The organism is Pseudomonas batumici (assembly GCF_036585405.1).
Taxonomy (GTDB): domain Bacteria; phylum Pseudomonadota; class Gammaproteobacteria; order Pseudomonadales; family Pseudomonadaceae; genus Aquipseudomonas; species Aquipseudomonas batumici.
The window spans coordinates 4,312,747-4,335,329 of the sequence record NZ_CP144470.1; the positions used below are offsets into that span (position 1 = coordinate 4,312,747).

The following is a 22,583-nucleotide window of genomic DNA, read 5'->3' on the forward strand; positions in this document are numbered from 1 at the left end:
CAAGTTCCTTTTGAATGAGTGAGTTCACGCCCCAGTCTAGTCGCTGTCTGGCGCCTGCGCAGGCGCTCAGTCCAGGCTTTTGCGCAGGTCCAGCATGATCTGGTCGAAGTAGTCGACGCGGATAAGGCCGATCCGGGGAAACTCGAAATCCAGGATCACATACAGCACGCAGACCATCACCAGCGCGTAACCCAGGCTGTGCAGCCAGTTGCGCGTGGCCGTGCCGGCCATCCCATAGCCGATGAACAGGGCACTGACCTGGGTCAGGGCGATCAGCATCAGGTAGATGACCAGCGGCGGGTGGGTTTGCTGCGCCACGGCGCGGGTGGTGGTGATGTCGATCATCTGGTTGAGGGCCTGCAGCACATTCGAGCCCAGCGCCGGTGTCGGCATCTGCGGCAGCGCGGCGATCGTCTGTTTCCAGATGTCCGCCTGCAAGGCGTTGGCCCGCTGGCTGTCCTGGTTGGTGGGGTCGAGTTCGCTCAGATCACGATAATAGGCAATGCGTGCATCCACATAATCGCGAAACGCCTGGCGCAAGGCCGGTTGGTTGGCCGGCGGCAGCAGGTCCAGGCGCAACCAGGCGGTGCCCATGGCGTTGGTTTCTTCGACGATCAGGTTGCGACGGGTGTCCAGCCGGGTGGCCGCGCCGGAAAAGGTGAAGGCGATCAACAGCGCCAGCAGGCCGAAGACCGCGCCCTCGATGGCGCCGGTTCCGGTCCGCGCGCCCTCGGGGTCGAGGGCCAAGTGCCGGGCACCGACCCGGCGACCGATTTCGATGAACAGCACAATGGCGACGAAAATCGCCAGGGCGTACCACGGAATGGCTGAAAGTGAGTGCATGCGAAAATCCTGTGAAGATCGTCAACAACTCGCCTGTACAGCCAACTCAGGACGGGATTTGCCCCAGTGTAGACAGCCGCCCCGGATTATTCCTGGGCAATCGACTCGAGAAATTCCGACCGTTCGTCGCTCTTGCTCGCGATACAGTCGTATTGGTCGATGGTGAACGCCTTGCTCCCGGGCTTGGCCGGCAACGGCGCGATGGCGCAATCGGCATCCCGCGACTTGGTCCAGAGCTGCTGGGCGGTCTGCAGCTTGCCGGTGATGTCGGCCAGTTGCGCCTTGTCATTGGCATATTGCGTCTTGACCCGGTCCAGCAGCGCGTCGAAGTTTTCCTTGAGCAACTGCTCGGCGGTGTTCTTGCTGTAGGTGGCGCACTCCAGGGTCTGCTGGTCGTTTTCGACCGCGTCGCAGGGCGAGGTGCCCGTGTCTTCAGCCGCGTGGGCACCCAGGCTGACAAGCGCCAAAGCCAGGAAAATCGATTTCATTGCGGCGTCCCGATCCTTGATAAATAGAGGTGGCAAAGCGATGGAGGGCAATTCTGTCTCAAGCCCGCGTCAAAGAATAGTCGTACATGGACAAGTACTTAAAGCTACGACCCGGAAATCTGCGCAGCGGCGTCCCTTTGTCGCGGATTGACGCTTTCGGCAATTCCCCTGTCGTTTTTGCACCCGGCTCCGTGGCCCCCTGGGCATATGCTGATCCCAAAGCGCCGGCAGACGATTCGGCGCGTGAATCGCCAATAGGGGACAGCCTGATGAGCCCAGCCGAACTGCACGCCGACAGCATCGTTATCGACGGGCTGATCATTGCCAAGTGGAACCGCGAACTGTTCGAGGACATGCGCAAAGGCGGGCTGACCGCCGCCAACTGCACCGTGTCGGTGTGGGAAGGCTTCCAGGCCACCATCAACAGCATCGCCTCGAGCCAGAAGCTGATCCGCGAGAACAGCGACCTGGTCATGCCGGTGCGCACCACCGCCGACATTCGCAAGGCCAAGGAACTGGGCAAGACCGGTATCCTGTTCGGCTTCCAGAATGCCCACGCCTTCGAAGACCAGATCGGCTATGTCGAGATCTTCAAGCAGCTGGGCGTCGGCATTGTGCAGATGTGCTACAACACCCAGAACCTGGTGGGCACCGGTTGCTACGAGCGTGACGGCGGCCTGTCGGGCTTCGGTCGCGAGATCGTCGCCGAAATGAACCGGGTCGGGGTGATGTGCGACCTGTCCCACGTCGGTTCCAAGACTTCCGAGGAAGTCATCCTCGAATCGAAAAAGCCGGTCTGCTACTCCCATTGCCTGCCGTCGGGGCTCAAGGAGCACCCGCGCAACAAGTCCGATGAAGAGTTGAAGTTCATTGCCGACCACGGCGGTTTCGTCGGTGTGACCATGTTCGCGCCGTTCCTCGCCAAGGGCATCGATTCGACCATCGACGACTACGCCGAAGCCATCGAATACACCATGAACATCGTCGGCGAAGACGCCATCGGCATCGGCACCGACTTCACCCAGGGCCATGGCCAGGACTTCTTCGAATACCTGACCCACGACAAGGGCTACGCCCGTCGCCTGACCAGTTTCGGCAAGATCATCAACCCGCTGGGCATCCGTACCGTGGGCGAGTTCCCCAACCTCACCGAGACCCTGCTCAAGCGCGGTCACAGCGAGCGCGTGGTGCGCAAGATCATGGGCGAAAACTGGGTCAACGTCCTCAAGGAAGTCTGGGGCGAATAACGCCGCGGTCTTTTCCCAACTGACAACACACCCTGCGCGCCTGCCGCGCAGGGTGTAAGCGGCCAGCCGCGATCAACGAATTCTGGAGTGTTACCCATGGCTAAAATCGCCCCGCAACTGCCTATCGAAGTCGACAGCGAAACCGGTGTCTGGACTTCCGACGCCCTGCCGATGCTCTACGTGCCGCGGCACTTCTTCGTCAACAACCACATGGGCATCGAAGAAGTCCTGGGGGCCGAGGCCTATGCCGAGATCCTCTACAAGGCCGGCTACAAGTCCGCCTGGCACTGGTGTGAAAAAGAAGCCGAATGCCATGGCCTGGAAGGCGTCGCGGTGTTCGAGCACTACATGAAGCGCCTGTCGCAACGCGGCTGGGGCTTGTTCAAGATCCAGGACATCGACCTCGACAAGGGCACCGCCAGCGTCAAGCTTGAACACTCGGCGTTCGTCTACGTCTACGGCAAGGTCGGGCGCAAGGTCGACTACATGTTCACCGGCTGGTTCGCCGGCGCCATGGACCAGATCCTGGCTGCGCGCGGCAGCGCGATCCGCACCGTGGCCGAGCAGGTCTACGGTGGTTCCGAAGAAGGTCACGACGATGGCCTGTTTACCGTCAAGCCGTTGTAAGTCGAGGATCGCACCATGGCTTTCGAAGCAATGTTCCAGCCGATCCAGATCGGCAAGCTGACCATCCGCAACCGCGTGCTCAGTACCGCCCACGCCGAGGTGTATGCCACCGACGGCGGGATGACCACCGAGCGCTATGTGAAGTATTACGAAGAGAAAGCCAAGGGCGGCATCGGCCTGGCGATCTGCGGTGGCTCGTCCGTGGTGGCCATCGACAGCCCGCAGGAGTGGTGGAGCTCGGTGAACCTGTCCACCGACCGCATCATTCCGCACTTCCAGAACCTGGCCGACGCCATGCACAAGCATGGCGCCAAGATCATGATCCAGATTACCCACATGGGTCGTCGCTCGCGTTGGGACGGTTTCAACTGGCCGACCCTGATGTCGCCTTCGGGCGTGCGTGAGCCGGTGCACCGTGCCACCTGCAAGACCATCGAGCCGGAAGAGATCTGGCGGGTGATCGGCAACTACGCCCAGGCCGCGCGCCGGGCCAAGGCCGGCGGCCTGGACGGCGTCGAGCTGTCCGCCGTGCACCAGCACATGATCGACCAGTTCTGGAGCCCGCGGGTCAACAAGCGGACCGACGAATGGGGCGGCACCTTCGAAGGCCGGATGAAGTTCGGCCTGGAAGTGCTCAAGGCCGTGCGCAAGGAAGTCGGCGACGATTTCTGCGTCGGCATGCGCATCTGCGGTGACGAATTCCACCCGGACGGCCTGTCCCACGAGGACATGAAGCAGATCGCCAAGTATTACGACGACACCGGCATGCTCGACTTCATCGGCGTGGTCGGTTCGGGCTGCGACACCCACAACACCCTGGCCAACGTGATCCCGAACATGAGCTTCCCGCCGGAGCCGTTCCTGCACCTGGCGGCCGGGATCAAGGAAGTGGTCAAGGTTCCGGTGCTGCACGCGCAGAACATCAAGGACCCGAACCAGGCCACCCGTATCCTCGAAGGCGGCTATGTCGACATGGTCGGCATGACCCGTGCGCATATCGCCGACCCGCATCTGATCGCCAAGATCAAGATGGGCCAGGTCGACCAGATCAAGCAATGCGTCGGTGCCAACTACTGCATCGACCGCCAGTACCAGGGCCTGGATGTGCTGTGCATCCAGAACGCCGCGACTTCCCGTGAATACATGGGCGTGCCGCACATCATCGAGAAATCCACCGGGCCCAAGCGCAAGGTGGTGATCGTCGGTGCCGGTCCTGCCGGGATGGAGGCGGCTCGCGTGGCCGCCGAGCGTGGGCACGATGTGACCCTGTTCGAGAAGAAAGACGCCATCGGCGGGCAGATCACCACGGCCTCGAAGGCGCCGCAGCGTGACCAGATCGCCGGTATCACCCGCTGGTTCCAGCTGGAGCTGGCGCGCCTGAAGGTCGACCTGCGCCTGGGCACCGCCGCCGATGCCGCGACCATTCTCGACCTGCGCCCGGACATCGTGGTGCTGGCCGTCGGCGGGCATCCGAACCTGGAACAGAACGAACACTGGGGCGCCGCCGAAGGGCTGGTGGTCAGCAGCTGGGACGTGCTGGACGGCAAGGTCGCACCGGGCAAGAACGTGCTGGTCTACGACACCATCTGCGAGTTCACCGGTATGTCGGTGGCCGACTACCTCGCCGACAAGGGCAGCCAGGTGGAGATCGTCACCGACGACATCAAGCCGGGCGTGGCGATTGGCGGTACGTCGTTCCCGACCTACTACCGCAGCATGTACCCGAAAGAAGTGATCATGACCGGCGACATGATGCTGGAAAAGGTCTATCGCGAGGGCGACAAGCTGGTGGCGGTGCTGGAGAACGAATACACCGGCGCCAAGGAAGAGCGGGTGGTGGACCAGGTGGTGGTGGAGAACGGCGTGCGCCCGGACGAGGAAATCTACTACGGGCTCAAGGAAGGTTCGCGCAACAAGGGCCAGATCGATGTCGAAGCCCTGTTCGCGATCAAGCCGCAGCCGTGCCTGAGCCAACCCGGTGACGGCTACCTGCTGTTCCGCATCGGCGACTGCGTGGCCCAGCGCAACACGCACGCGGCGATCTATGACGCGTTGCGTCTGTGCAAGGATTTCTAAGCCACCCTCCTGTGGGAGCCGGCTTGCTGGCGATGAACGATAACGCGGGTTGACTGATGCACCGCGTTGCCTGAATCGCCAGCCGATCGGCTCCTGCCGAGCCCCGAGGTCTTTGGGAGCTGCACCATGTTGAACACCCTTCTTCCCATCCTGCTGTTTGCCGCCCTGGGCCTTGGCGTCCTCGGCGCATTGCGGCGGATCGCCATGTGGCGTCGCGGTCGACCCTCGAAAGTCGATCTGCTCGGCGGCCTTTTCGCCATGCCCAAGCGCTATATGGTCGACCTGCACCATGTAGTGGCGCGGGACAAATACATTGCCAACACCCACGTCGCCACGGCCGGCGGCGCGGTGGCGTCTATCGTGCTGGCGATCCTGGTGCACGGTTTCGGCCTGCATAACCAGATCCTCGGCTATGCCTTGCTGCTGATGTCGGCGGTGATGTTCGTCGGCGCGATCTTCGTCTTCCTGCGCCGCCGCAACCCGCCGGCGCGTCTGTCGAAAGGCCCGTGGATGCGCCTGCCGAAAAGCCTGCTGGCCTTCTCGGCGTCGTTCTTCCTGGTGACCCTGCCGGTGGCCGGTATCCTTCCGGAAGACTTCGGCGGCTGGGTACTGGCGGTGATCCTCGGCATCGGTGTGCTGTGGGGCGTGTCCGAGCTATTCCTCGGCATGACCTGGGGCGGCCCGATGAAGCACGCCTTCGCCGGTGCCCTGCACCTGGCCTGGCACCGCCGTGCCGAACGCTTCGGCGGTGGCCGTTCCACCGGCCTCAAGCCGCTGGACCTGAGCGACCCGAAAGCGCCGCTGGGCGTGGAGAAACCCAAGGACTTCGCCTGGAACCAACTGCTGGGCTTCGACGCCTGCGTGCAGTGCGGTAAATGTGAAGCCGCCTGCCCGGCGTTCGCCGCCGGCCAGCCGTTGAACCCGAAAAAACTGATCCAGGACATGGTGGTCGGCCTGGCGGGTGGCACCGATGCCAACTTCGCCGGCAGTCCGTACCCTGGAAAAGCCATCGGCGAGCATTCGGGCAACCCGCACCAACCGATCGTCAACGGCCTGGTGGACGCCGAGACCCTGTGGTCCTGCACCACCTGCCGCGCCTGCGTCGAGGAATGCCCGATGATGATCGAGCACGTCGATGCCATCATCGACATGCGCCGTCACCTGACCCTGGAAAAAGGCGCGACGCCGAACAAAGGCGCCGAAGTCCTGGAAAACCTGATCGCCACCGACAACCCCGGCGGTTTCGCCCCGGGCGGGCGGATGAACTGGGCGGCGGACCTGAACCTCAGCGTGCTCGGCGAGAAGAAAACCACCGACGTGCTGTTCTGGGTCGGCGACGGTGCCTTCGACATGCGCAACCAGCGCACCTTGCGCGCCTTCGTCAAAGTGCTGAAGGCGGCCAAGGTCGACTTCGCGGTGCTCGGCCTGGAAGAGCGCGACAGCGGTGACGTGGCCCGGCGCCTGGGCGACGAGGCGACCTTCCAGCTGCTGGCCAAACGCAATATCCAGACCCTGGCCAAGTACAGCTTCAAGCGCATCGTCACCTGCGATCCCCACAGTTTCCATGTGCTGAAAAACGAATACGGCGCCTTTGGCGGCAACTACCTGGTGCAGCATCACAGCACCTACATGGCCGAACTGATCGGTGCCGGTGCCTTGAACCTCGGGCAGCACAAGGGCGACAGCGTGACCTATCACGATCCGTGCTACCTGGGCCGCTACAACGGCGAGTATGAAGCGCCGCGTGACGTGCTGCGGGCACTGGGGATCGAGGTCAAGGAAATGCAGCGTTCCGGTTTCCGTTCCCGTTGCTGCGGCGGCGGTGGCGGTGCACCGATCACCGATATTCCCGGCAAGCAGCGGATTCCCGACATGCGCATGGAAGACATTCGTGAAACCGGCGCCGAACTGGTGGCGGTCGGTTGCCCGCAATGCACCGCGATGCTCGAAGGCGTGGTCGAACCGCGTCCCCTGATCAAGGACCTTGCCGAACTGGTGGCCGACGCCCTGCTTGAAGAAGCGGCACCGAGCAAACCAGCCCCCAAGCGTGAACCCGCGGAGGTGCACTGATGAGCGATATTATCCGCCGGGACCCCCGCGCCGAGTGGATCGCCCGCAACCGCCTGCACCCGCTGCACGCGGCCATGCAACCGGTACAATACAGCTGGATGGGACCTAACGGGATCATCCGCAAGAATGTCCATGGCGTCGGCTTCATCGGCCCCAACGGCATCAAGCGCATCGACCGCAGCGGCGCCCAGCAGGGCGGCGCGACCAAGCGTTCGGCCAGCGTCGAAGTGCAACTGCCGCTGCACCAGGTACCGCAACCGGCGTTCTATATCAGCGTGGTGCCGGACATGGTCGGCGGTCGCCTGAGCAGTCACGACCGCGATCTGCTGGGCCTGGCCCACCAGATGGCGGGTAAGGACGGCGCGGTCCTGGCCGTGGTCTTTGGCGAGCACAAGGAGTCCACCTTCGAAACCGCCGGCGTCGACCGCCTGCTGGTGCTCGACGGCAATGAGTTCAGCGGTTACTCACCGGAACAGCGGGTCCAGGGCCTGCGGGCTGTGGATAACCAGTTCAATCCCCGCCACTGGTTGCTGCCGGACAGCCGCAGCGGTGGTGGCGAACTGGGCCGGCGGTTTGCCGCCAGCCTGGGCGAACGCCCGGCCACGCGGGTCTGGCAGGTCAAGGGCGAGGAGTGCATCGGTCGCGCCGGTGCCGGTCTGCAGGACCTGGCGCGCCCCTTGGCGCGCTTGATCCTGGCCGCCGCCGAATGTGCCGAGCCGGTCAGCGAAACCCGTCACGAAGCCTTGCCCGTGGAGTTATCCACAAGCATTGCCCGCAGCCTGCCACGTATCGAGGATCTCGGCGCGGTGGCGGTGGACCCGGGGGCGATTCCCATGGCCGAAGCCGAATTCATTTTCTCCGGCGGCAACGGGGTCAAGGACTGGGCGCTGTTCCATGAAACGGCGGCGGCCCTGGGCGCCACCGAAGGCGCTTCGCGGGTGGCGGTGGACGATGGCTTCATGTCCCGCGATCGCCAGGTCGGCGCCAGCGGCACCTGGGTCACCGCGCGGGTCTACGTGGCCGTGGGGATTTCCGGGGCGATCCAGCACCTGCAAGGCATCGGTGCCTGCGACAAGGTGGTGGCGATCAACCTCGATCCGGGTTGCGACATGATCAAGCGTGCCGACCTGTCGGTGATCGGCGAGAGCAGCGAGATCTTCCGCGCCCTGATCGCGGCGGTGACGGCATATCGCAACGGCGCCAAGCGCGATGCGGCTTAAGGTAGGGATGACGTCATGAGTACGAATGTAATCAGCCTGGTGTCCATCGGTGCCCACCCCACCTCCGGCCGCGCCCGTCGCGCCGAGCAGGATGCCCGCGCGGTGGAACTGGGTTTGCAACTGGCTGGGGATAACTTGCAGGTGGTGCATGCCGGCGATGTCTCGGAGCCGGCGCTGCGGGCTTACCTGGGCATGGGCCTGGACGAGTTGCGGGTGCTGGAACAACCGGCCGGCGCCGATGCGTTGCCGGTGTTGACCGATTATCTGCGCGATGCCGGGGCCCAGCTGGTGCTCACCGGCAGCCAGGCGGAAACCGGCGAAGGCTCGGGCATGCTGCCGTTCCTGCTGGCGGAAAACCTCGGTTGGCCGCTGGTGGTGGGGCTGGCCCAGGTCGAGTCCATCGCCAATGGCGTCGCCCATGTGCTGCAAGCCTTGCCTCGCGGGCAGCGGCGCCGCTTGAAGGTCCGTCTGCCGTTTCTCGCCACGGTGGATAACGCCGCGCCCAAGCCTCGGCAAAGTGCCTACGGTCCGGCGCAGCGCGGTGTGCTCCACGCCGAGGAAGTAGAGGTGCTGGAAGATGAGTTATTCACAGGTGCTCTGCTGCAACCGGCCAAGCCACGGCCCAAGCGCCTGAAGGTGATCAAGGCCAAGAGCGGCGCCGACCGGATGAAGGCGGCGACGGCCAAGGCCAGTGGTGGCGGGGGGCAGCTGCTCAAGGGCGTCAGCGCCGAAGCCGGGGCCGAAGCGATTCTCAAGCTGTTGATCGAGGAAGGCGTGCTGCGCTGAAAACGGCACGGTTTCGGGGGGAGTACCCGCGAGGGCTCCCTCATCAACGCATCAGTCCAAGACCTCTTTACTGCCAGAACAGGGTGCGCTGTGGAAAGCGTGTCGCCCGACGTTCGATGGCATCATTTCCTGCCCTTTGACACTTCAGACCTTTGCCTGACGGCCAAGTGTCCACAGAGACTGTGGGCCGGCCTGTGGATAAGGTGTTTGTGCATCGCCACACCCCACGCAGATCAACCCCTGTAGCCCTTAGTACGAAAAATGATCAGCCTAACTGGCGGTTTTTATTCGAGTTTTTATGTGGATAAGGGCTTTGCAGGGTTTCGTGCGGGCGGCCAGTTGTTAACAAAGTCTGTTGGCGCTTTTGTGGATAAGATGTTTGCTATCCCCTGTGGGCCTTGTTTTATAAGGCCTGCAAAGGTTTGATCAAAAAATATACAAACACGTCTTTTGCTGCATTTGATCGTTCTGAAACCTTCTGTTTTCGCGGCTTTCAGCGGTTTTCCACAGATCCCTGGATAAATCGCCGACTTGCACACAAAGTCTGTTGGCCTTTCTGTGGATAAGGTGTTCGCGGTCCTCTACAGGCCTTTAAATACATGGCTTTCAAAGACAAGGTTAAAAAATGATCAATCCCTGCCTGAACAGGGGTTTCTGAATAAGTCACGGATTTTATTCAGATTCCGCCTCCATCGGCGCCGCATAAACCGCCACTTGCCCACATTTGCTGTGGGTGGCTCTGTGGATAAGTTGTTCGCTAAGGTCGCCAGGCCCCGGTTCTTATAGCGCGCAGCGCTATAGATCAAATTTCATACAGTTCTAAGGGTGTTTATTGACACCCCCCTGCCCAAAGTCTTCACTCATCCCACAAGGACACCACGTTATTCGCTTCCATATCAGGTTCAGGGAGAACGCTTGATGGGTCGCCAACCGCACCACCGTCCACCGCCACTCCCCGGCCTCAACGCCGTGGCCCGAGCCAGTGCCCTGGTTCCCCGGCGTATTCATCGCCATGCCCGCAATCAGCGCGCTCGCCTATAGCGTCTACCCTGGCGCCGGCGCGCTCCGATCTCCCTGTGCACAACCGGCTCGTACGTGGAGCCCGTGTGTGTTCGCCTGTGGCATCACCGTCTGCCCCTGTAGCGGCAACCGCAGAGTTGCCCGACCCAGCCTTGAGAGGAAATAACCATGACACGGATTTCGACACCCATCAGTGAGATCAAGGAACGCTACGACGTCATCGTGATCGGTTCCGGCTATGGCGGTGGCATCGCGGCGTCGCGGCTGTCGCGTGCAGGGAAAAGTGTCTGTCTGCTGGAGCGCGGACGGGAGATCCAGCCGGGGGAATACCCCAACACCATGGTCGCGGCGACGGAAGAGTTGCAGGTCCATGACCCGGACGGCCACATCGGTTCGCGTACCGGTCTGTTCGACCTGCACGTCAATGCCCAGCAGAACGTGGTGGTCGGTTGCGGTCTGGGGGGCACCTCGCTGATCAATGCCAACGTGTCCCTGGAGCCGGAGCCGGGTGTCTTCGATGACCCGCGCTGGCCCCAGGCGGTGCGCGAGCATCGGGACACGCTGCTTGCCGAAGGCTATGCGCGGGCCCGGGAAATGCTCAAGCCCAATCCTTATCCGGCATCCGGGCCGAAATTGCCCAAGCTGGACGCCAACCGCAAGTCGGCGGATTTCCTGAAAGAGAAAGCGCATTTCTACACGCCGCCGATTAACGTGACCTTCGACAAGCTGCCCAACAACCTCAACCATGTTGGCGTCGAACAGTTGCCGTGCAACCAGTGCGGCGACTGCGTCTCGGGCTGTAACAACAAGGCCAAGAACACCACCTTGATGAACTACCTGCCGGATGCCTGGAACCATGGCGCGGAGATTTTCTGCCAGGCCGAGGTGCGGCATCTGGAGCGCGACGGCGACGGCTGGATCGTGCACTTCCAATACCTGGACAGCGGCCGGGAAGCATTCTCGGCACCGACGCTGTTCGTCAGGGCCAACATAGTGGTGGTCTCCGCCGGCACCCTGGGCTCCACGGAAATCCTCCTGCGCTCGCGCAGCAAAGGCGTGGCGATGTCCGACCAGCTTGGCGAAAACATGAGCGGCAACGGCGATATCCTCGGCTTTGGCCACAACTGCGAACAGACCATCAACGGCATCGGTTTCGGTGCTCATTCGGCCAAGGAGATGGAGCCGGTCGGTCCGTGCATCACCTCGATCATCGACATGCGCACCGAAGGCGACTGGCGCAGCCGCATGGTGATCGAAGAGGGCTCGATTCCAGGAGCGCTGGGGCGGCCCATGGTGCCGGCCATGGCGGGGTTTGCCGAACTGATCGGCGAGGCCACCGACAAGGGCCTCAACGCCCAACTCCACTACAAGGCCCGCGAGGCCGAAAGCTTCCTGCGCGGCCCGTACTACGGCGCGCTGCACAATATGCAGACCTACCTGATCATGAGCCACGACGACGGCAAGGGCCGCATGCTGCTGGATGACAAGGACCAGCTGCGCATCGACTGGCCGGGAGTGGGCGAACAGGAAAACTTCAAACTCGGCAACGACCGCCTGCGCCAGTCGACCAAGGCCCTGGGCGGGGTCTGGGTGCCGAACCCGATCTGGACCAAACTGCTCAAGCACAGCATCGTCTCGGTGCACCCGCTGGGCGGCTGCGTGATGGGCGAGGGTGCCGAGCAGGGCGTGGTCAACCACAAGGGCCAGGTGTTCAGTGGCACCAGCGGCAACGCGGTCTATCCGGGGCTGTACGTGGCCGATGGCGCGGTGATTCCGACCTCGCTGGCGGTCAATCCGCTACTGACCATTTCCGCGGTCAGCGAGCGCAACATGGGCCTGCTGGCCGCCGATCGCGGCTGGGTCATCGACTACCGCCTGCCGTCGGCTCCGCGCAAACCGGTGGCGCCACCGACCCTGGGGGTGCAGTTCACCGAAACCATGAAGGGCTATTTCTCCCGGGACTTCACCGAGCCCCAGGGCACTGACCTTGCGCTCTACCAGGCGGCGGCCAAGCGCGGCGAGGCGCAGAACTCGCCCATCGAGTTCACCCTGACCATCACCGCCAACGACCTCAATCGCCTGATCAAGGAGCCGGCGCATGCCGCGACCCTGGTCGGCACCCTCAATGCTCCGGCGCTTTCGCCTTATCCGCTGACGGCCAGCAACGGCGTGTTCAACCTGTTCGAGCAATACGAACAGCAGGTCGGCGTGCGCCACATGAACTACGACATGAAACTGACCGCCGAGGACGGCCGCGACTATTACTTCAGCGCCTTCAAGACGGTGCCCGAAGACAACGGCGTGCTGAATATCTGGCCGGACACCAGCACCCTCTACGTCACGCTCTATCAAGGCCCGGACAAGACCGGCACGGTGATCGGCTCCGGGGTCATGCATATCGAGCCCGCCGACTTCGCCAAGCAGATGACCACCATGAAGGTGCTCAATGCCCGTAGCGAGCGCGAGCGGATCGAAGCCCTGGCGCGTTTCGGCAAGTTCTTCGCCGGGATTCTCTGGGAGAGCTACGGCGGCGTGTTTGCCGGCGATATCTACTTCAACCCGGATGCACCGCCCCGGCACAAGCGGCCGCTGGATGCGCCGGTGCCGACGGTGCATTTCTTCGAGACCGAGGACCATGTGCAATTGCGCCTGACCCGTTACCAGGCCGGCAGCAAAGGCCCGGTGATGCTGGTGCACGGCTTGGGAGTGGGCTCGAATATCTTCTCCACCGACACCATCCAGACCAATCTGCTGGAGTACCTGTGCAAGCACGAATACGACGTCTGGCTGCTGGATTTTCGGGTCAGCATCCTGTTGCCGGCGAGCAAGCAGGAGTGGAACGGCGACCAGATCGCCCAGTACGACTACAAGGCGGCCATTGCGCAGATTCGCCAGGCGACCGGTGCCCTGGACGTGCAGTGCGTGGTGCATTGCTACGGCGCCACGACCTTCTTCATGTCGCTGTTGGCGGGGCTGGCGGATGTGCGTTCGGTGGTCTGTTCGCAGATCGCCGCGGACACGGTGGTGGCCACGGCGACCGGGATCAAGGCCGGTCTACACCTGCCGGGGGGGCTCGATGCGCTGGGTGTCAAGTCGCTGACCGCCTATGCCGACAGCAAGGAAAGCTGGTTCAACAAGCTCTATGACAAGGCCCTCAATGTCTATGCGCGGATCGAGGCCCAGGGCTACTGCACCAACCCGGTCTGTCACCGGATCACCTTCATGTATGCCTCGCTGTACCGTCACGACACCCTCAACGAAACCCTGCACGACAACCTGCACGAGCTGTTCGGCAGCTCGAATATCCAGACCTTCGAGCACCTGGCGCTGATCTGTCGCAAGGGGCACCTGGTGGACTTCAAGGGCAACGATGTCTACATGCCACATTTCAACCGGCTGCAGTTGCCGATCTGTTTTATCAGTGGTGCCGACAACCAGTGCTACCTGCCGGAAAGTACCGAGAAGACCTACGACCGCCTGGTCGCGCTGCATGGCCCCGAGCTGTACAGCCGCCATGTGGTGCCGGGCTACGGTCATATCGACTGCATGTTCGGCAAGAACGCGGTGGTGGATGTGTATCCGCTGATTCTTGATCACCTGGAGAAAACCGCGCAGGGCTGAAGCACGCACAGCCTGTGGCGAGGGGGCTTGCCCCCGCTGGGGCGCGAAGCGGCCCTAAAACCTGAGAACTCGGTGTGTCTGGTAAACCGAGGTGATCGGTTTTACGACTGCTGCGCAGCCGAGCGCGGGCAAGCCCGCTCGCCACAATAAGGGCTCTAGCCACAAATAAGCCCGTTGGTCGCAAGAAAGGTGCTCCTGCATAACAGGGAAGGGTGGTGATATGGACAGTTACATCCGCTGGTTTCAACGCTTCATCTGGGTAGGTGTGGTGATGAACATGGTGTTCGCACTGCCGGCCCTGTTCGCCCCGGCGCTGCTGACCTCGGTGGTCGGCCTGCCGCCGGTGCTGTCGGACCCCTGGCTGGAAAATGCCGGCATGTTGCTGGTGGGCATCAGCCTGTTCTACCTGCCGTCGGGCTTCAACGCCCCGCGTTTCCCGATCCACTCCTGGCTGTGCGTGCTGAGCCGGCTGATCGCCGTGGTGTTCTGGATCTACCTGATCGACACCAGCAACACCCCCTCGGTGTTCGTGCCCATGCTCTACGGCGACCTGGGCATGTTCCTGGTCCTGGGCCTCACGCTTTATCTGGGCAGTACGCCGGCCAACCGGCCCTGGGCCTTGCTGGCCGACGGTTGGCGGGCCTGGTGTCACGGCTGGGAAGTGCGCTGGCAGCGCCACGGTTTTCGGGTCGGCCTGCTGATCACCCTGCTGGTGCTGGGTTTTATCGGCTACGAGACCTGGTACAACATGCTGCGGGTGGTGCCCGAGGAGAAATTCGCCACCGACGAGGAGCATTTCAAGTACGCCGCCATCGGCCTGGGCATCGAGGCGCGGATTCCCTATTACCTGTTTTCCGTGCTGCCGCAGATGTGCCCGGAAAAGATGCCCAAGCCCGGTGGCTGGGAAGCGTTCGGCTTTCTCTTTGAAAACGGTCGCGACCTGCCCATCGGCATGGCCAAGCGGCAGATCGGCTACCCGACCGTGGAGCCCAACTGCGCCTTGTGCCACACCGGCTCCTATCGCGCCTCGGCCGACGATGTGGCCAAGCCGGTGCCCATGGCGCCGGCCAATACCCTGCAACTGCAGGCCTTCCAATGGTTCGCCTACGATTGTGCCAGCGACCCGAAATTCACTACCGATGCGGTGATGGCGGCGATCAACGGCAAGTTCCAGCTGGGCTTCTTCGAGCGCCTGTACAACCGCTACCTGATCATCCCCATGGCCAAGAGCGCGTTGCTCAAGCAGAAGCAGGCCTACGCCTGGCAGAAACTGCGTCCCGCACAAGGCCCCGGGCGCACCGACACCTTCAACCCGACCAAGATGGTGGTCTTCGGTTTCCCGGATGACTCGACCATCGGCACCGTCGACCTGCCGCAGATCTGGAACCAGAAGCCCCGGGAGTCGCTGTACCTGCACTGGGACGGCAATAACAACGATATCCACGAGCGCAACTACGCGGCGGCGATGGCCGTGGGCGCGACGCCGCAGTCGGTGTTGCCGGACAGTTTCAACCGCGTCACCAGTTGGTTGCTGGACACCAAGGCGCCGGCCTGGCCGTTCGCCGTGGATCAGGCGCGGGTGGCCCAGGGCAAGCCGATCTGGGACAGCAACTGCGCGGGTTGCCATGAGTTCGGCAAGGCCGACACCGGCCATGTCACCACCACCATCGACCAACTGGGGACCGACCCGCATCGCCTGGATTCCTTCACCACCGGCCTGGTGCAGGCGTTCCACAGCTTCAAGACGCCGCCGTTCGACTTCAATGCCTACCGCAAGACCCAGAGCTACAGCAACACCCCCACCGATGGCATCTGGATGCGTGCGCCCTATCTGCACAACGGTTCGGTGCCGAGCCTGTGGGACCTGTTGCAGACCCCGGATAAACGTCCGGTGCTGTTCAACACCGGCTCGGATGTCTACGACCCGGTCAAGGTCGGCTTCGTCACCAGCGGTCCGCTGGTCCAGGCGCCAAGCTACTTCCGCTACGACACACGCCTGGAGGGCAACCACAACACGGGACACCTGTACGGGACCCAACTGACCGACGCCGAGAAATGGGCGCTGATCGAATTCATGAAGACGTTGTAGGGAGACAGCCATGAACTTGCCTCATCTGGAACATGAACTTGCGAAAATCTTCGTCCGGCTCAGCGGCTTGAAGGCGCGCCTGGAGTTGTCCTGGAAAAAACTCGTCAGCGACATCGAGCCCGAGGAGTTCCGGGCTATCCAGGATCTGCTCCAGCGCGGTCACGACCAGGCGCAGTACGTCATCGAACATGGCGAGTTGCCGAGCGATCGGCCCGCGGTGCCCTGGGAGTTGTCACATGGCCTGTCGATCCTGCACCTGGGCAGCGCCAGTCCCTTGCCGAAGTCGGAGCAGGAGCTGCCGACCCAGGTACTCAAGGACGGCACCCTGCTGGGCTGTCGCAAATGGGAGCTGCTGGACCTGCTCTGGAGCGAGGCACTGATCAAGTGGATCGAGAACCTGCGCCATCACGCGCCCTTCGCCACCACCCCGGCGCTGGTCAAGATGGAGCGCGAGGTGGTGCTGGCGATTGCCGGCGACTGGGGAACCGGGCCGTTCGACAGCCATGCCCCGGCGGTCAGCGTGGCCAACCAGATGCAGTTGGCCGAGGCGGACTTCAGCATTCACCTGGGGGATGTCTATTACGCCGGTACCGGGTCCCAGGAAAACGTCGACATGAAGGGCTGGCCCCAAGGCAAATTCGGCTCGTTCACCCTCAACTCCAATCACGAAATGTACAGCGGTGCCCACGGCTACTTCGCCGAACTCAAGGCACGTTTCCCGGTGCAGAACGGCACCAGCTACTTTGCCCTGTACAACGATGACTGGCTGATTGTCGGGCTGGATTCGGCCTATGCCTCGGACGCGATGAACCTCTATATGGACGGTGCGCTCAATGAGGCGCAGATCCAATGGATGCAAGGCTTGCCCAAACGCAAGAAGTTGATGGTGCTTAGCCATCACCAGGGCTTCGACATTGGTGCGCAGCATCAGACGGCGCTGTACCAGCCGGTCTGCGATGCCCTGGGGCGGGTGCCGGACTACTGGTATTGGGGGCATCTGCACAACGGGATTGTCTATGCCGAACAAGGCGGGCTGAAGGCGCGCTGTGCCGGGCATGGGGCGATTCCCTATGGCGTGACCAGCGAGCTGGACGGCAATGAGCGGGTGCTGTTTTCCGAATCGAAGAATGCCATGGACGACGAATACCCGGAGCGGGTGCTGAACGGCTATGCGCGGGTGCGCTTGAGCGGGGAGGAGATTGTCGAGGAGTTTATCGGCGAGGATGGGTCGGTGAGGTGGTCGTCGAGCCATTGACCTGAAACAAGGCTGATTGATCATTGCGGCGAGGGGGCAAGCCCCTCGCCGCAAATGTTTGTCACGCCATCAGCCGTGAACCGGAACACCCTTGAGGTACGGCGCAGGCTCCGCCCCCAGGTTGCTCAGCATGCGCTCGCTGTACCAGTCCACGAAGTTGACCACGCCGAGCTCGTAGGTCTTCGAGTACGGGCCCGGCTGGTAGGCCGTGGAGTTGATGCCGCGCTGGTTTTCCTCGGCCAGGCGACGGTCCTGGTCGTTGGTCGCATCCCAGACTTCACGCATGCGCGTCACGTCATAGTCCACGCCTTCGACCGCGTCCTTGTGCACCAGCCACTTGGTGGTGACCATGGTTTCCTGGGCGCTGATCGGCCACACGGTGAACACGATGATGTGGTCGCCCATGCAGTGGTTCCACGAGTGCGGCAGGTGCAGGATACGCATCGAGCCCAGGTCCGGGTTCTTGATCCGGCCCATCAGCTTGGCGCAGCCCTGCTTGCCGTCCATGGTCATGGACACGGTGCCCTTGAGCAGCGGCATGCGCACGATACGGTTACGCAGGCCGAAGCTGGCGTGGGCGTAGGGGATCTTCTCGGCTTCCCAGGCGGCGGCGGAGGCGGCCACATGATCCTTGAACGCCTGGTCGGCGCGCGGGTCGGTGACGTCGTCCCACTCCAGCAGGGTCTTCAGCAGTTCCGGGTGGGAGCCGCCGCAGTGGTAGCACTCGCGGTTGTTCTCCAGCACCAGCTTCCAGTTGGCCTTTTCCATCAAGGTGGTTTGCACCGCCACCTTGGTGTTTTCCATGTCGTAGGGTTCCATGTAGTGGTTCAGGGTAGCCAGGAACTCATCGATCGGCGGCGGGTTTTCCGCCAGGCTGATGAAGATGTAGCCGCCGGAGGTCTTCACGTGCACCGGCTTGAGGCCGTACTGCTTCATGTCGAAGTCGGCGCCCATCTCGGTGCCGGCGAACAGCAGGCGGCCGTCCAGTTCGTAGGTCCACTGGTGGTAGTGGCAGACCAGCTTGGCCACCTTGCCCTTGTCGCTGGTGCACAGCCGCGAACCGCGGTGGCGGCAGACGTTGTGGAAGGCGTGGACCACGCCGTCGGCACCGCGGATCACGATGATCGGGTTCTTGCCGATCTGCAGGGTGATGTAGTTGCCCTTGGTCGGGATTTCGCAGGTCATGCCGGCGATCAACCATTCCTTCTGGAAGATCTCCTGCATATCGATTTCGAACAGCCGCTCATCGGAGTAGAACGGTTGTGGCAGGGAAAAGGTACGCTCGCGCTCTTGCAGCATTTGCGCGGTGGCCTTGCGTGCGGGTTCCAGCGGATCGCCCAGGCTCAGGGTTGTGGTGATGTCCATCGATTTGGTCCTCATGGCCATGCGGTGTGGCCGGCGAATAGTGGCTGATACGGTTGCGACGCAAGACAGAAAATACAGCAGATCATTTGCGATGGAGTGTGGGGCTGGCAGCGACCCTAATCTTATCCATGGACGACATGGCCGAATCCGTTCCCGACGCGCAAGCCCCGGTCGTTATGGGCTGGTCGCGATAAGCATGCCAATGTCGCGGATAGGTAAATGGTCGCTTCGGCCCTTGCGCAGAATCACTCACATAGAGCCGACAGTCGGCGGTGGAGAACAATATGTCGAACAACTTCCTGAATCCGGTAACGACCCAGACCTGGGCCAATGGTCGGCATATCGTGCGCTGCGTGAAGGTCATCCAGGAAACCTGGGATGTACGCACCTTCTGCTTCATGGCCGACCAGCCGATCATGTTCTTCTTCAAACCGGGGCAGTTCGTCACCCTGGAGCTGGAAATCGAGGGGCAGCCGATCATGCGCTCCTACACCATTTCCAGCTCGCCGTCGGTGCCCTACAGCTTTTCGGTGACCATCAAGCGCGTGCCTGGCGGCAAGGTCTCCAACTGGTTGCACGACACCCTGCACGAAGGCCAGGAGCTGGCGGTGCACGGGCCGGTGGGGCTGTTCAACGCCATCGACTTCCCGAGCCCGAAGGCGCTGTACCTGAGCGGCGGCGTCGGCATCACCCCGGTGATGTCCATGGCCCGCTGGTTCTACGACACCAATGGCAACGTCGACATGGTGTTCATCCACAGCGCCCGTTCGCCGAAAGACATCATTTATCACCGCGAGCTGGAGCACATGGCGTCGCGGATCGACAACTTCAGCCTGCACCTGATCTGTGAAAAGCATGGCCTGGGCGAGCCCTGGGCCGGCTATCGCGGCTACCTGAACCACAAGATGCTGGAACTGATGGCGCCGGACTTCCTCGAGCGCGAAGTGTTCTGCTGCGGCCCGACGCCGTACATGAACGCGGTGAAGCGCCTGCTGGAAGCCGCGGGTTTCGACATGAAGCGCTACCACGAGGAGTCGTTCGGCGCGACGCCGCCGGAGGCCCGTGCCGACGCGGTGGAGCAGGCCGCCGAGGCCGCCGACGCGCCGGAAGTGGATGCCGCGGACCTGCACCAGGTGGAGTTCACCGCCACGGGCAAGAGCATTCGCGTGGCACCGGGGGAAACCGTGCACGCCGCGGCGGCCAAGCTTGGCCTGATGATTCCCAAGGCCTGCGGCATGGGCATCTGCGGCACCTGCAAGGTGCTCAAGCTGGCTGGCGAAGTGGACATGGAGCACAACGGCGGGATCACCGACGACGATGTGGCCGAGGGCTATATCCTTTCGTGCTGCAGCGTGCCGAAGGGTGATGTGCGGATCGAGTACTGACAGAAAGACCGCGACAGCCCCCTTGTCACAGGGGGCCGGCGCGATCTTGAGGTTTACAGACTGAACCGCGCCACCATGCTGTTCAGGTCCACCGCCAGGCGCGACAGTTCGCTGCTCGCCGCGCTGGTCTGGTTCGCCCCGGTCGCCGATTGCACCGACAGATCCCGGATATTTACCAGGTTGCGGTCCACTTCGCGGGCCACCTGGGCCTGTTCTTCCGCCGCGCTGGCGATCACCAGGTTACGCTCGTTGATCTCGATGATGGCCGTGTTGATGGTGTCCAGCGCCACGCCCGCGCCCTTGGCGATGTTCAGGGTCGATTCCGCCCGATCGGTGCTGTTGCGCATCGAGTTCACCGCCTGTTCGGTCCCACCCTGGATGCTGCCGATCATCCGTTCGATTTCGCTGGTGGACTGCTGGGTACGGTGCGCCAGGGCACGGACCTCGTCCGCCACCACGGCAAAACCGCGACCGGCTTCCCCGGCCCGCGCCGCTTCGATGGCGGCGTTCAGGGCCAGCAGGTTGGTCTGGTCGGCCAGGCCGCGAATCACGTCGAGCACCTTGCCGATGTCCTGGGACTCCTTGGCCAGGTCGCCGATCAGCGTGGCGGTGCTCTGCACATCGCTGCTCATGCGTTCGATGGCGCCGACGGTTTCCTGCACCAGGTCGCGACCGTCGCCGGCCGAGGCGGTGGCATTCTTCGAGGCTTCGGAAGTGCTCACGGCATTGCGCGCGACTTCTTCCACGGCACTGGTCATCTCATTGACGGCGGTGGCGGCCTGCTCGATCTCGTTGTTCTGCTGCACCAGGCCACGGGCGCTTTCGTCGGTGACGCTGTTCAGTTCTTCCGCCGCAGAGGCTAGCTGGGTCGCGGAGCCGGAAATACGTTGCAGGGTGTCACGCAGTTTCTGCTGCATCTTGGCCATGGCCTGCAACAGGCGACCGGCTTCATCGCTACCCTCGACCTTGATCGGGCGGGTCAGGTCGCCTTCGGCGATCTGCTCGGCGGCGTTCAGGGCGTCGGCGATGGGGCGGGTGATGCTGTTGGTCAGCAGCCAGGCGAACAGGAAGGTCAGGCCGGTGGCGACCACCAGCAGGCTCACCACCAGATCGAACGCCGAAGCGTAATCGTCGCTGGCCTGTTGATGAGAGTCGTCGCTCTGCCGGGTGTTGATCTCCACCAGCTTGGCGAGCACGTTGTTGAGCTGTTCGGAGTTGGCCAGCAATTCGGTATTGATCAGGGTTGTCAGCTCGCTGAGCTGATTATTGCGCGACAGGCTCTTCATGCGCTCTTCGAGCTGACGGTACTGGCCTAGCACCTGCACATATTGGTCGTAGGCCGTGCGCTCTTGCGGGCTGTTGATCAGTTTTTCGTAAAGGGCCTGGGCCTTGCCGATCTGCTGGTTGCGCAGGGTGAACAGGTCGAGGATTTTCTGTTGCTCGTCCGCTGCACGGTTGGTGAGCAGGCGATAGGACAACACCCGCTGGCGCAGGGTCAGTTGGGTGAGGTCGTCGAGGCTCTTGATGCTCGGCACGCTGTTGGCGCTGAGCTCTTCGGCCGCGCCGCGGATCTTGCTCATCTGGTTCAGGGCAAATATCCCCAGGATCAGCATCAGGGCGCCGATCAGGGTGAAGCTGAGGAACGCTCGCGGGGCGATGTTCATGTTGCGTAGGGACATGGTGGCTACCTGAGAAGAGGACGCATTCCGTGCGGTTTTTGAGACGGGTTCTAATGACCTATCGGTCATTCGACTAAAGTCTTAAGTCCCTGCGCGTATTTGTCGCAGATGAAGGTTTCCGACGGGGGGCGGGGAACATGTCCTGGCAATCGCAGTCACTAAGGTTCGAAGAAAAGCATCCCGCCAGGAAAATCAAGGCTTTGCGACAGTTTTCCCCTGGCAAACAGGGGGGCTTTTCTTTATCGTACGCGCCCTTTGAAACTGCCCGAGAGATCAAGAAAATGTTGGAAGCCTCCCTCAGTCAACTGGAACAACTGGTCGGCGAACTGGTTCAGCAAAAACAGGAGCTGCTGGCTGCCAATGCGGCGCTGAGCACTGAGCTGGCTCAGGCCAAGGATGAAAACGAAAGCCTGCAACTGAGCCTGATGGAACAGGAAGAAAAGCACGGCGCCACCGCCGCCCGTATCCAGGCGCTGGTCGAGCGTGTCAGCGCAGGTCCCGTGAGCGCATGAGAACCAGCAGCGACGGTGTAACCGTCATCTCGATCCTCGGCGAGGACTATTCGATCAAGGCGCCCGCCGGCCAGGAACGCACGTTGCAGGAGGCGACCGTGATGCTCAGGGCCGCCTTGGCCGACACCAAGAAGAAGTTCCCCACGCTGATCGGCGACAAACTGCTGGTGCTGGCGGCGCTGAACCTGTGTTCGCAGCAGATCGAAGCGCAGCAGCGCCACCGCGAGGAACTCGACCGTTACCAGGAGCAGGTCAACGCCACGGTCGATGTGATTTCGCGGACCATCGGGCAGAACTGAG

The 22,583-nt window shown here is 62.6% G+C and carries 16 protein-coding genes and 1 pseudogene; 12 read left to right on the forward strand and 5 right to left on the reverse strand.

Translation table 11 applies throughout. The features are described 5' to 3' along the window. Nucleotides 1-66: 66 nt before the first annotated feature. Together NUH87_RS19530 and NUH87_RS19535 are read right to left on the reverse strand one after the other, a co-directional pair. Nucleotides 67-843 carry a DUF4239 domain-containing protein gene (locus tag NUH87_RS19530; RefSeq protein WP_338522333.1) on the reverse strand — a complete coding sequence of 259 codons (777 nt, stop codon included), beginning with the start codon at nt 841-843 and terminating at the stop codon, nt 67-69. A gap of 86 nt (nt 844-929) precedes the next feature. After that, the gene (locus tag NUH87_RS19535; RefSeq protein WP_040071355.1) at nt 930-1,331 is read right to left on the reverse strand and encodes a lysozyme inhibitor LprI family protein; all 402 of its coding nucleotides are present in this window, start codon (nt 1,329-1,331) and stop codon (nt 930-932) included. A 269-nt stretch (nt 1,332-1,600) separates the two neighbouring features. Between NUH87_RS19535 and NUH87_RS19540 the strand changes: the two genes are divergently transcribed. From NUH87_RS19540 to NUH87_RS19580, 9 genes are all read left to right on the forward strand, one after another. Further along, nucleotides 1,601-2,578 (forward strand): dipeptidase, encoded by a 978-nt coding sequence (locus NUH87_RS19540; RefSeq protein ID WP_338522334.1) that lies wholly within the window; start codon nt 1,601-1,603, stop codon nt 2,576-2,578. Nucleotides 2,579-2,674: 96 nt separating this feature from the next. Continuing rightward, the gene (locus NUH87_RS19545; RefSeq protein ID WP_040071353.1) at nt 2,675-3,205 is read left to right on the forward strand and encodes a DUF5943 domain-containing protein; all 531 of its coding nucleotides are present in this window, start codon (nt 2,675-2,677) and stop codon (nt 3,203-3,205) included. 15 nt (nt 3,206-3,220) lie between these two features. Then, nucleotides 3,221-5,281, forward strand: coding sequence for a dimethylglycine demethylation protein DgcA (dgcA, locus tag NUH87_RS19550; RefSeq protein WP_338522335.1), 2,061 nt, complete (start codon nt 3,221-3,223; stop codon nt 5,279-5,281). A gap of 126 nt (nt 5,282-5,407) precedes the next feature. Beyond that, entirely contained in the window at nt 5,408-7,351 is a 1,944-nt protein-coding gene (gene dgcB, locus NUH87_RS19555; RefSeq protein ID WP_338522336.1) for a dimethylglycine demethylation protein DgcB, read from the forward strand. Then, nucleotides 7,351-8,571 (forward strand): electron transfer flavoprotein subunit alpha/FixB family protein, encoded by a 1,221-nt coding sequence (locus NUH87_RS19560; RefSeq protein WP_338522337.1) that lies wholly within the window; start codon nt 7,351-7,353, stop codon nt 8,569-8,571. Before dgcB ends, NUH87_RS19560 begins: the two co-directional genes overlap by 1 nt. 15 nt (nt 8,572-8,586) lie before the next feature. After that, nucleotides 8,587-9,357 carry an electron transfer flavoprotein subunit beta gene (locus tag NUH87_RS19565; protein ID WP_338522338.1) on the forward strand — a complete coding sequence of 257 codons (771 nt, stop codon included), beginning with the start codon at nt 8,587-8,589 and terminating at the stop codon, nt 9,355-9,357. A gap of 1,188 nt (nt 9,358-10,545) precedes the next feature. Beyond that, a complete protein-coding gene (locus NUH87_RS19570; protein ID WP_338522339.1) occupies nt 10,546-13,998 on the forward strand; it encodes a GMC family oxidoreductase N-terminal domain-containing protein in 3,453 nt (1,150 codons plus the stop codon). Between the two features lie 220 nt (nt 13,999-14,218). After that, complete coding sequence (locus NUH87_RS19575) at nt 14,219-16,087, forward strand: hypothetical protein (protein ID WP_338522340.1); 1,869 nt, start codon at nt 14,219-14,221, stop codon at nt 16,085-16,087. 10 nt (nt 16,088-16,097) lie between these two features. Continuing rightward, entirely contained in the window at nt 16,098-17,342 is a 1,245-nt protein-coding gene (locus NUH87_RS19580) for a metallophosphoesterase (RefSeq protein WP_338522341.1), read from the forward strand. 69 nt (nt 17,343-17,411) lie between these two features. Here NUH87_RS19580 and gbcA read toward each other — a convergent pair whose 3' ends face one another. Beyond that, nucleotides 17,412-18,707, reverse strand: coding sequence for a glycine-betaine demethylase subunit GbcA (gene gbcA, locus NUH87_RS19585; protein ID WP_338522342.1), 1,296 nt, complete (start codon nt 18,705-18,707; stop codon nt 17,412-17,414). Nucleotides 18,708-18,991: 284 nt separating this feature from the next. Here gbcA and gbcB point away from each other — a divergent pair, with 284 nt between their 5' ends. Beyond that, entirely contained in the window at nt 18,992-20,092 is a 1,101-nt protein-coding gene (gbcB, locus tag NUH87_RS19590; RefSeq protein WP_338522343.1) for a glycine-betaine demethylase subunit GbcB, read from the forward strand. A 53-nt stretch (nt 20,093-20,145) separates the two neighbouring features. Here the strand turns inward: gbcB and NUH87_RS31305 are convergent, their stop codons facing one another. Further along, the gene (locus tag NUH87_RS31305; RefSeq protein ID WP_422393949.1) at nt 20,146-21,018 is read right to left on the reverse strand and encodes a methyl-accepting chemotaxis protein; all 873 of its coding nucleotides are present in this window, start codon (nt 21,016-21,018) and stop codon (nt 20,146-20,148) included. Beyond that, nucleotides 21,001-21,840: pseudogene (locus tag NUH87_RS31310) on the reverse strand (MCP four helix bundle domain-containing protein); the annotation flags it as partial. The gene NUH87_RS31305 and the pseudogene NUH87_RS31310, both read right to left, overlap by 18 nt. Before the next feature lie 212 nt (nt 21,841-22,052). Here NUH87_RS31310 and NUH87_RS19600 point away from each other — a divergent pair. Then, nucleotides 22,053-22,283 (forward strand): hypothetical protein, encoded by a 231-nt coding sequence (locus NUH87_RS19600; RefSeq protein ID WP_338526874.1) that lies wholly within the window; start codon nt 22,053-22,055, stop codon nt 22,281-22,283. After that, nucleotides 22,280-22,582 carry a cell division protein ZapA gene (locus NUH87_RS19605; RefSeq protein ID WP_040071341.1) on the forward strand — a complete coding sequence of 101 codons (303 nt, stop codon included), beginning with the start codon at nt 22,280-22,282 and terminating at the stop codon, nt 22,580-22,582. Before NUH87_RS19600 ends, NUH87_RS19605 begins: the two co-directional genes overlap by 4 nt. Nucleotide 22,583 lies beyond the last annotated feature (1 nt).

What these genes read in the sequence shown, in the direction of transcription:
- NUH87_RS19530 (WP_338522333.1), bottom strand. Translation starts at nt 843, where the DNA reads ATGCACTCACTTTCAGCCATTCCGTGGTACGCCCTGGCGATTTTCGTC.
- NUH87_RS19535 (WP_040071355.1), bottom strand. Translation starts at nt 1,331, where the DNA reads ATGAAATCGATTTTCCTGGCTTTGGCGCTTGTCAGCCTGGGTGCCCAC.
- NUH87_RS19540 (WP_338522334.1), top strand. Translation starts at nt 1,601, where the DNA reads ATGAGCCCAGCCGAACTGCACGCCGACAGCATCGTTATCGACGGGCTG.
- NUH87_RS19545 (WP_040071353.1), top strand. Translation starts at nt 2,675, where the DNA reads ATGGCTAAAATCGCCCCGCAACTGCCTATCGAAGTCGACAGCGAAACC.
- dgcA (WP_338522335.1), top strand. Translation starts at nt 3,221, where the DNA reads ATGGCTTTCGAAGCAATGTTCCAGCCGATCCAGATCGGCAAGCTGACC.
- dgcB (WP_338522336.1), top strand. Translation starts at nt 5,408, where the DNA reads ATGTTGAACACCCTTCTTCCCATCCTGCTGTTTGCCGCCCTGGGCCTT.
- NUH87_RS19560 (WP_338522337.1), top strand. Translation starts at nt 7,351, where the DNA reads ATGAGCGATATTATCCGCCGGGACCCCCGCGCCGAGTGGATCGCCCGC.
- NUH87_RS19565 (WP_338522338.1), top strand. Translation starts at nt 8,587, where the DNA reads ATGAGTACGAATGTAATCAGCCTGGTGTCCATCGGTGCCCACCCCACC.
- NUH87_RS19570 (WP_338522339.1), top strand. Translation starts at nt 10,546, where the DNA reads ATGACACGGATTTCGACACCCATCAGTGAGATCAAGGAACGCTACGAC.
- NUH87_RS19575 (WP_338522340.1), top strand. Translation starts at nt 14,219, where the DNA reads ATGGACAGTTACATCCGCTGGTTTCAACGCTTCATCTGGGTAGGTGTG.
- NUH87_RS19580 (WP_338522341.1), top strand. Translation starts at nt 16,098, where the DNA reads ATGAACTTGCCTCATCTGGAACATGAACTTGCGAAAATCTTCGTCCGG.
- gbcA (WP_338522342.1), bottom strand. Translation starts at nt 18,707, where the DNA reads ATGGACATCACCACAACCCTGAGCCTGGGCGATCCGCTGGAACCCGCA.
- gbcB (WP_338522343.1), top strand. Translation starts at nt 18,992, where the DNA reads ATGTCGAACAACTTCCTGAATCCGGTAACGACCCAGACCTGGGCCAAT.
- NUH87_RS31305 (WP_422393949.1), bottom strand. Translation starts at nt 21,018, where the DNA reads ATGGCCAAGATGCAGCAGAAACTGCGTGACACCCTGCAACGTATTTCC.
- NUH87_RS19600 (WP_338526874.1), top strand. Translation starts at nt 22,053, where the DNA reads ATGTTGGAAGCCTCCCTCAGTCAACTGGAACAACTGGTCGGCGAACTG.
- NUH87_RS19605 (WP_040071341.1), top strand. Translation starts at nt 22,280, where the DNA reads ATGAGAACCAGCAGCGACGGTGTAACCGTCATCTCGATCCTCGGCGAG.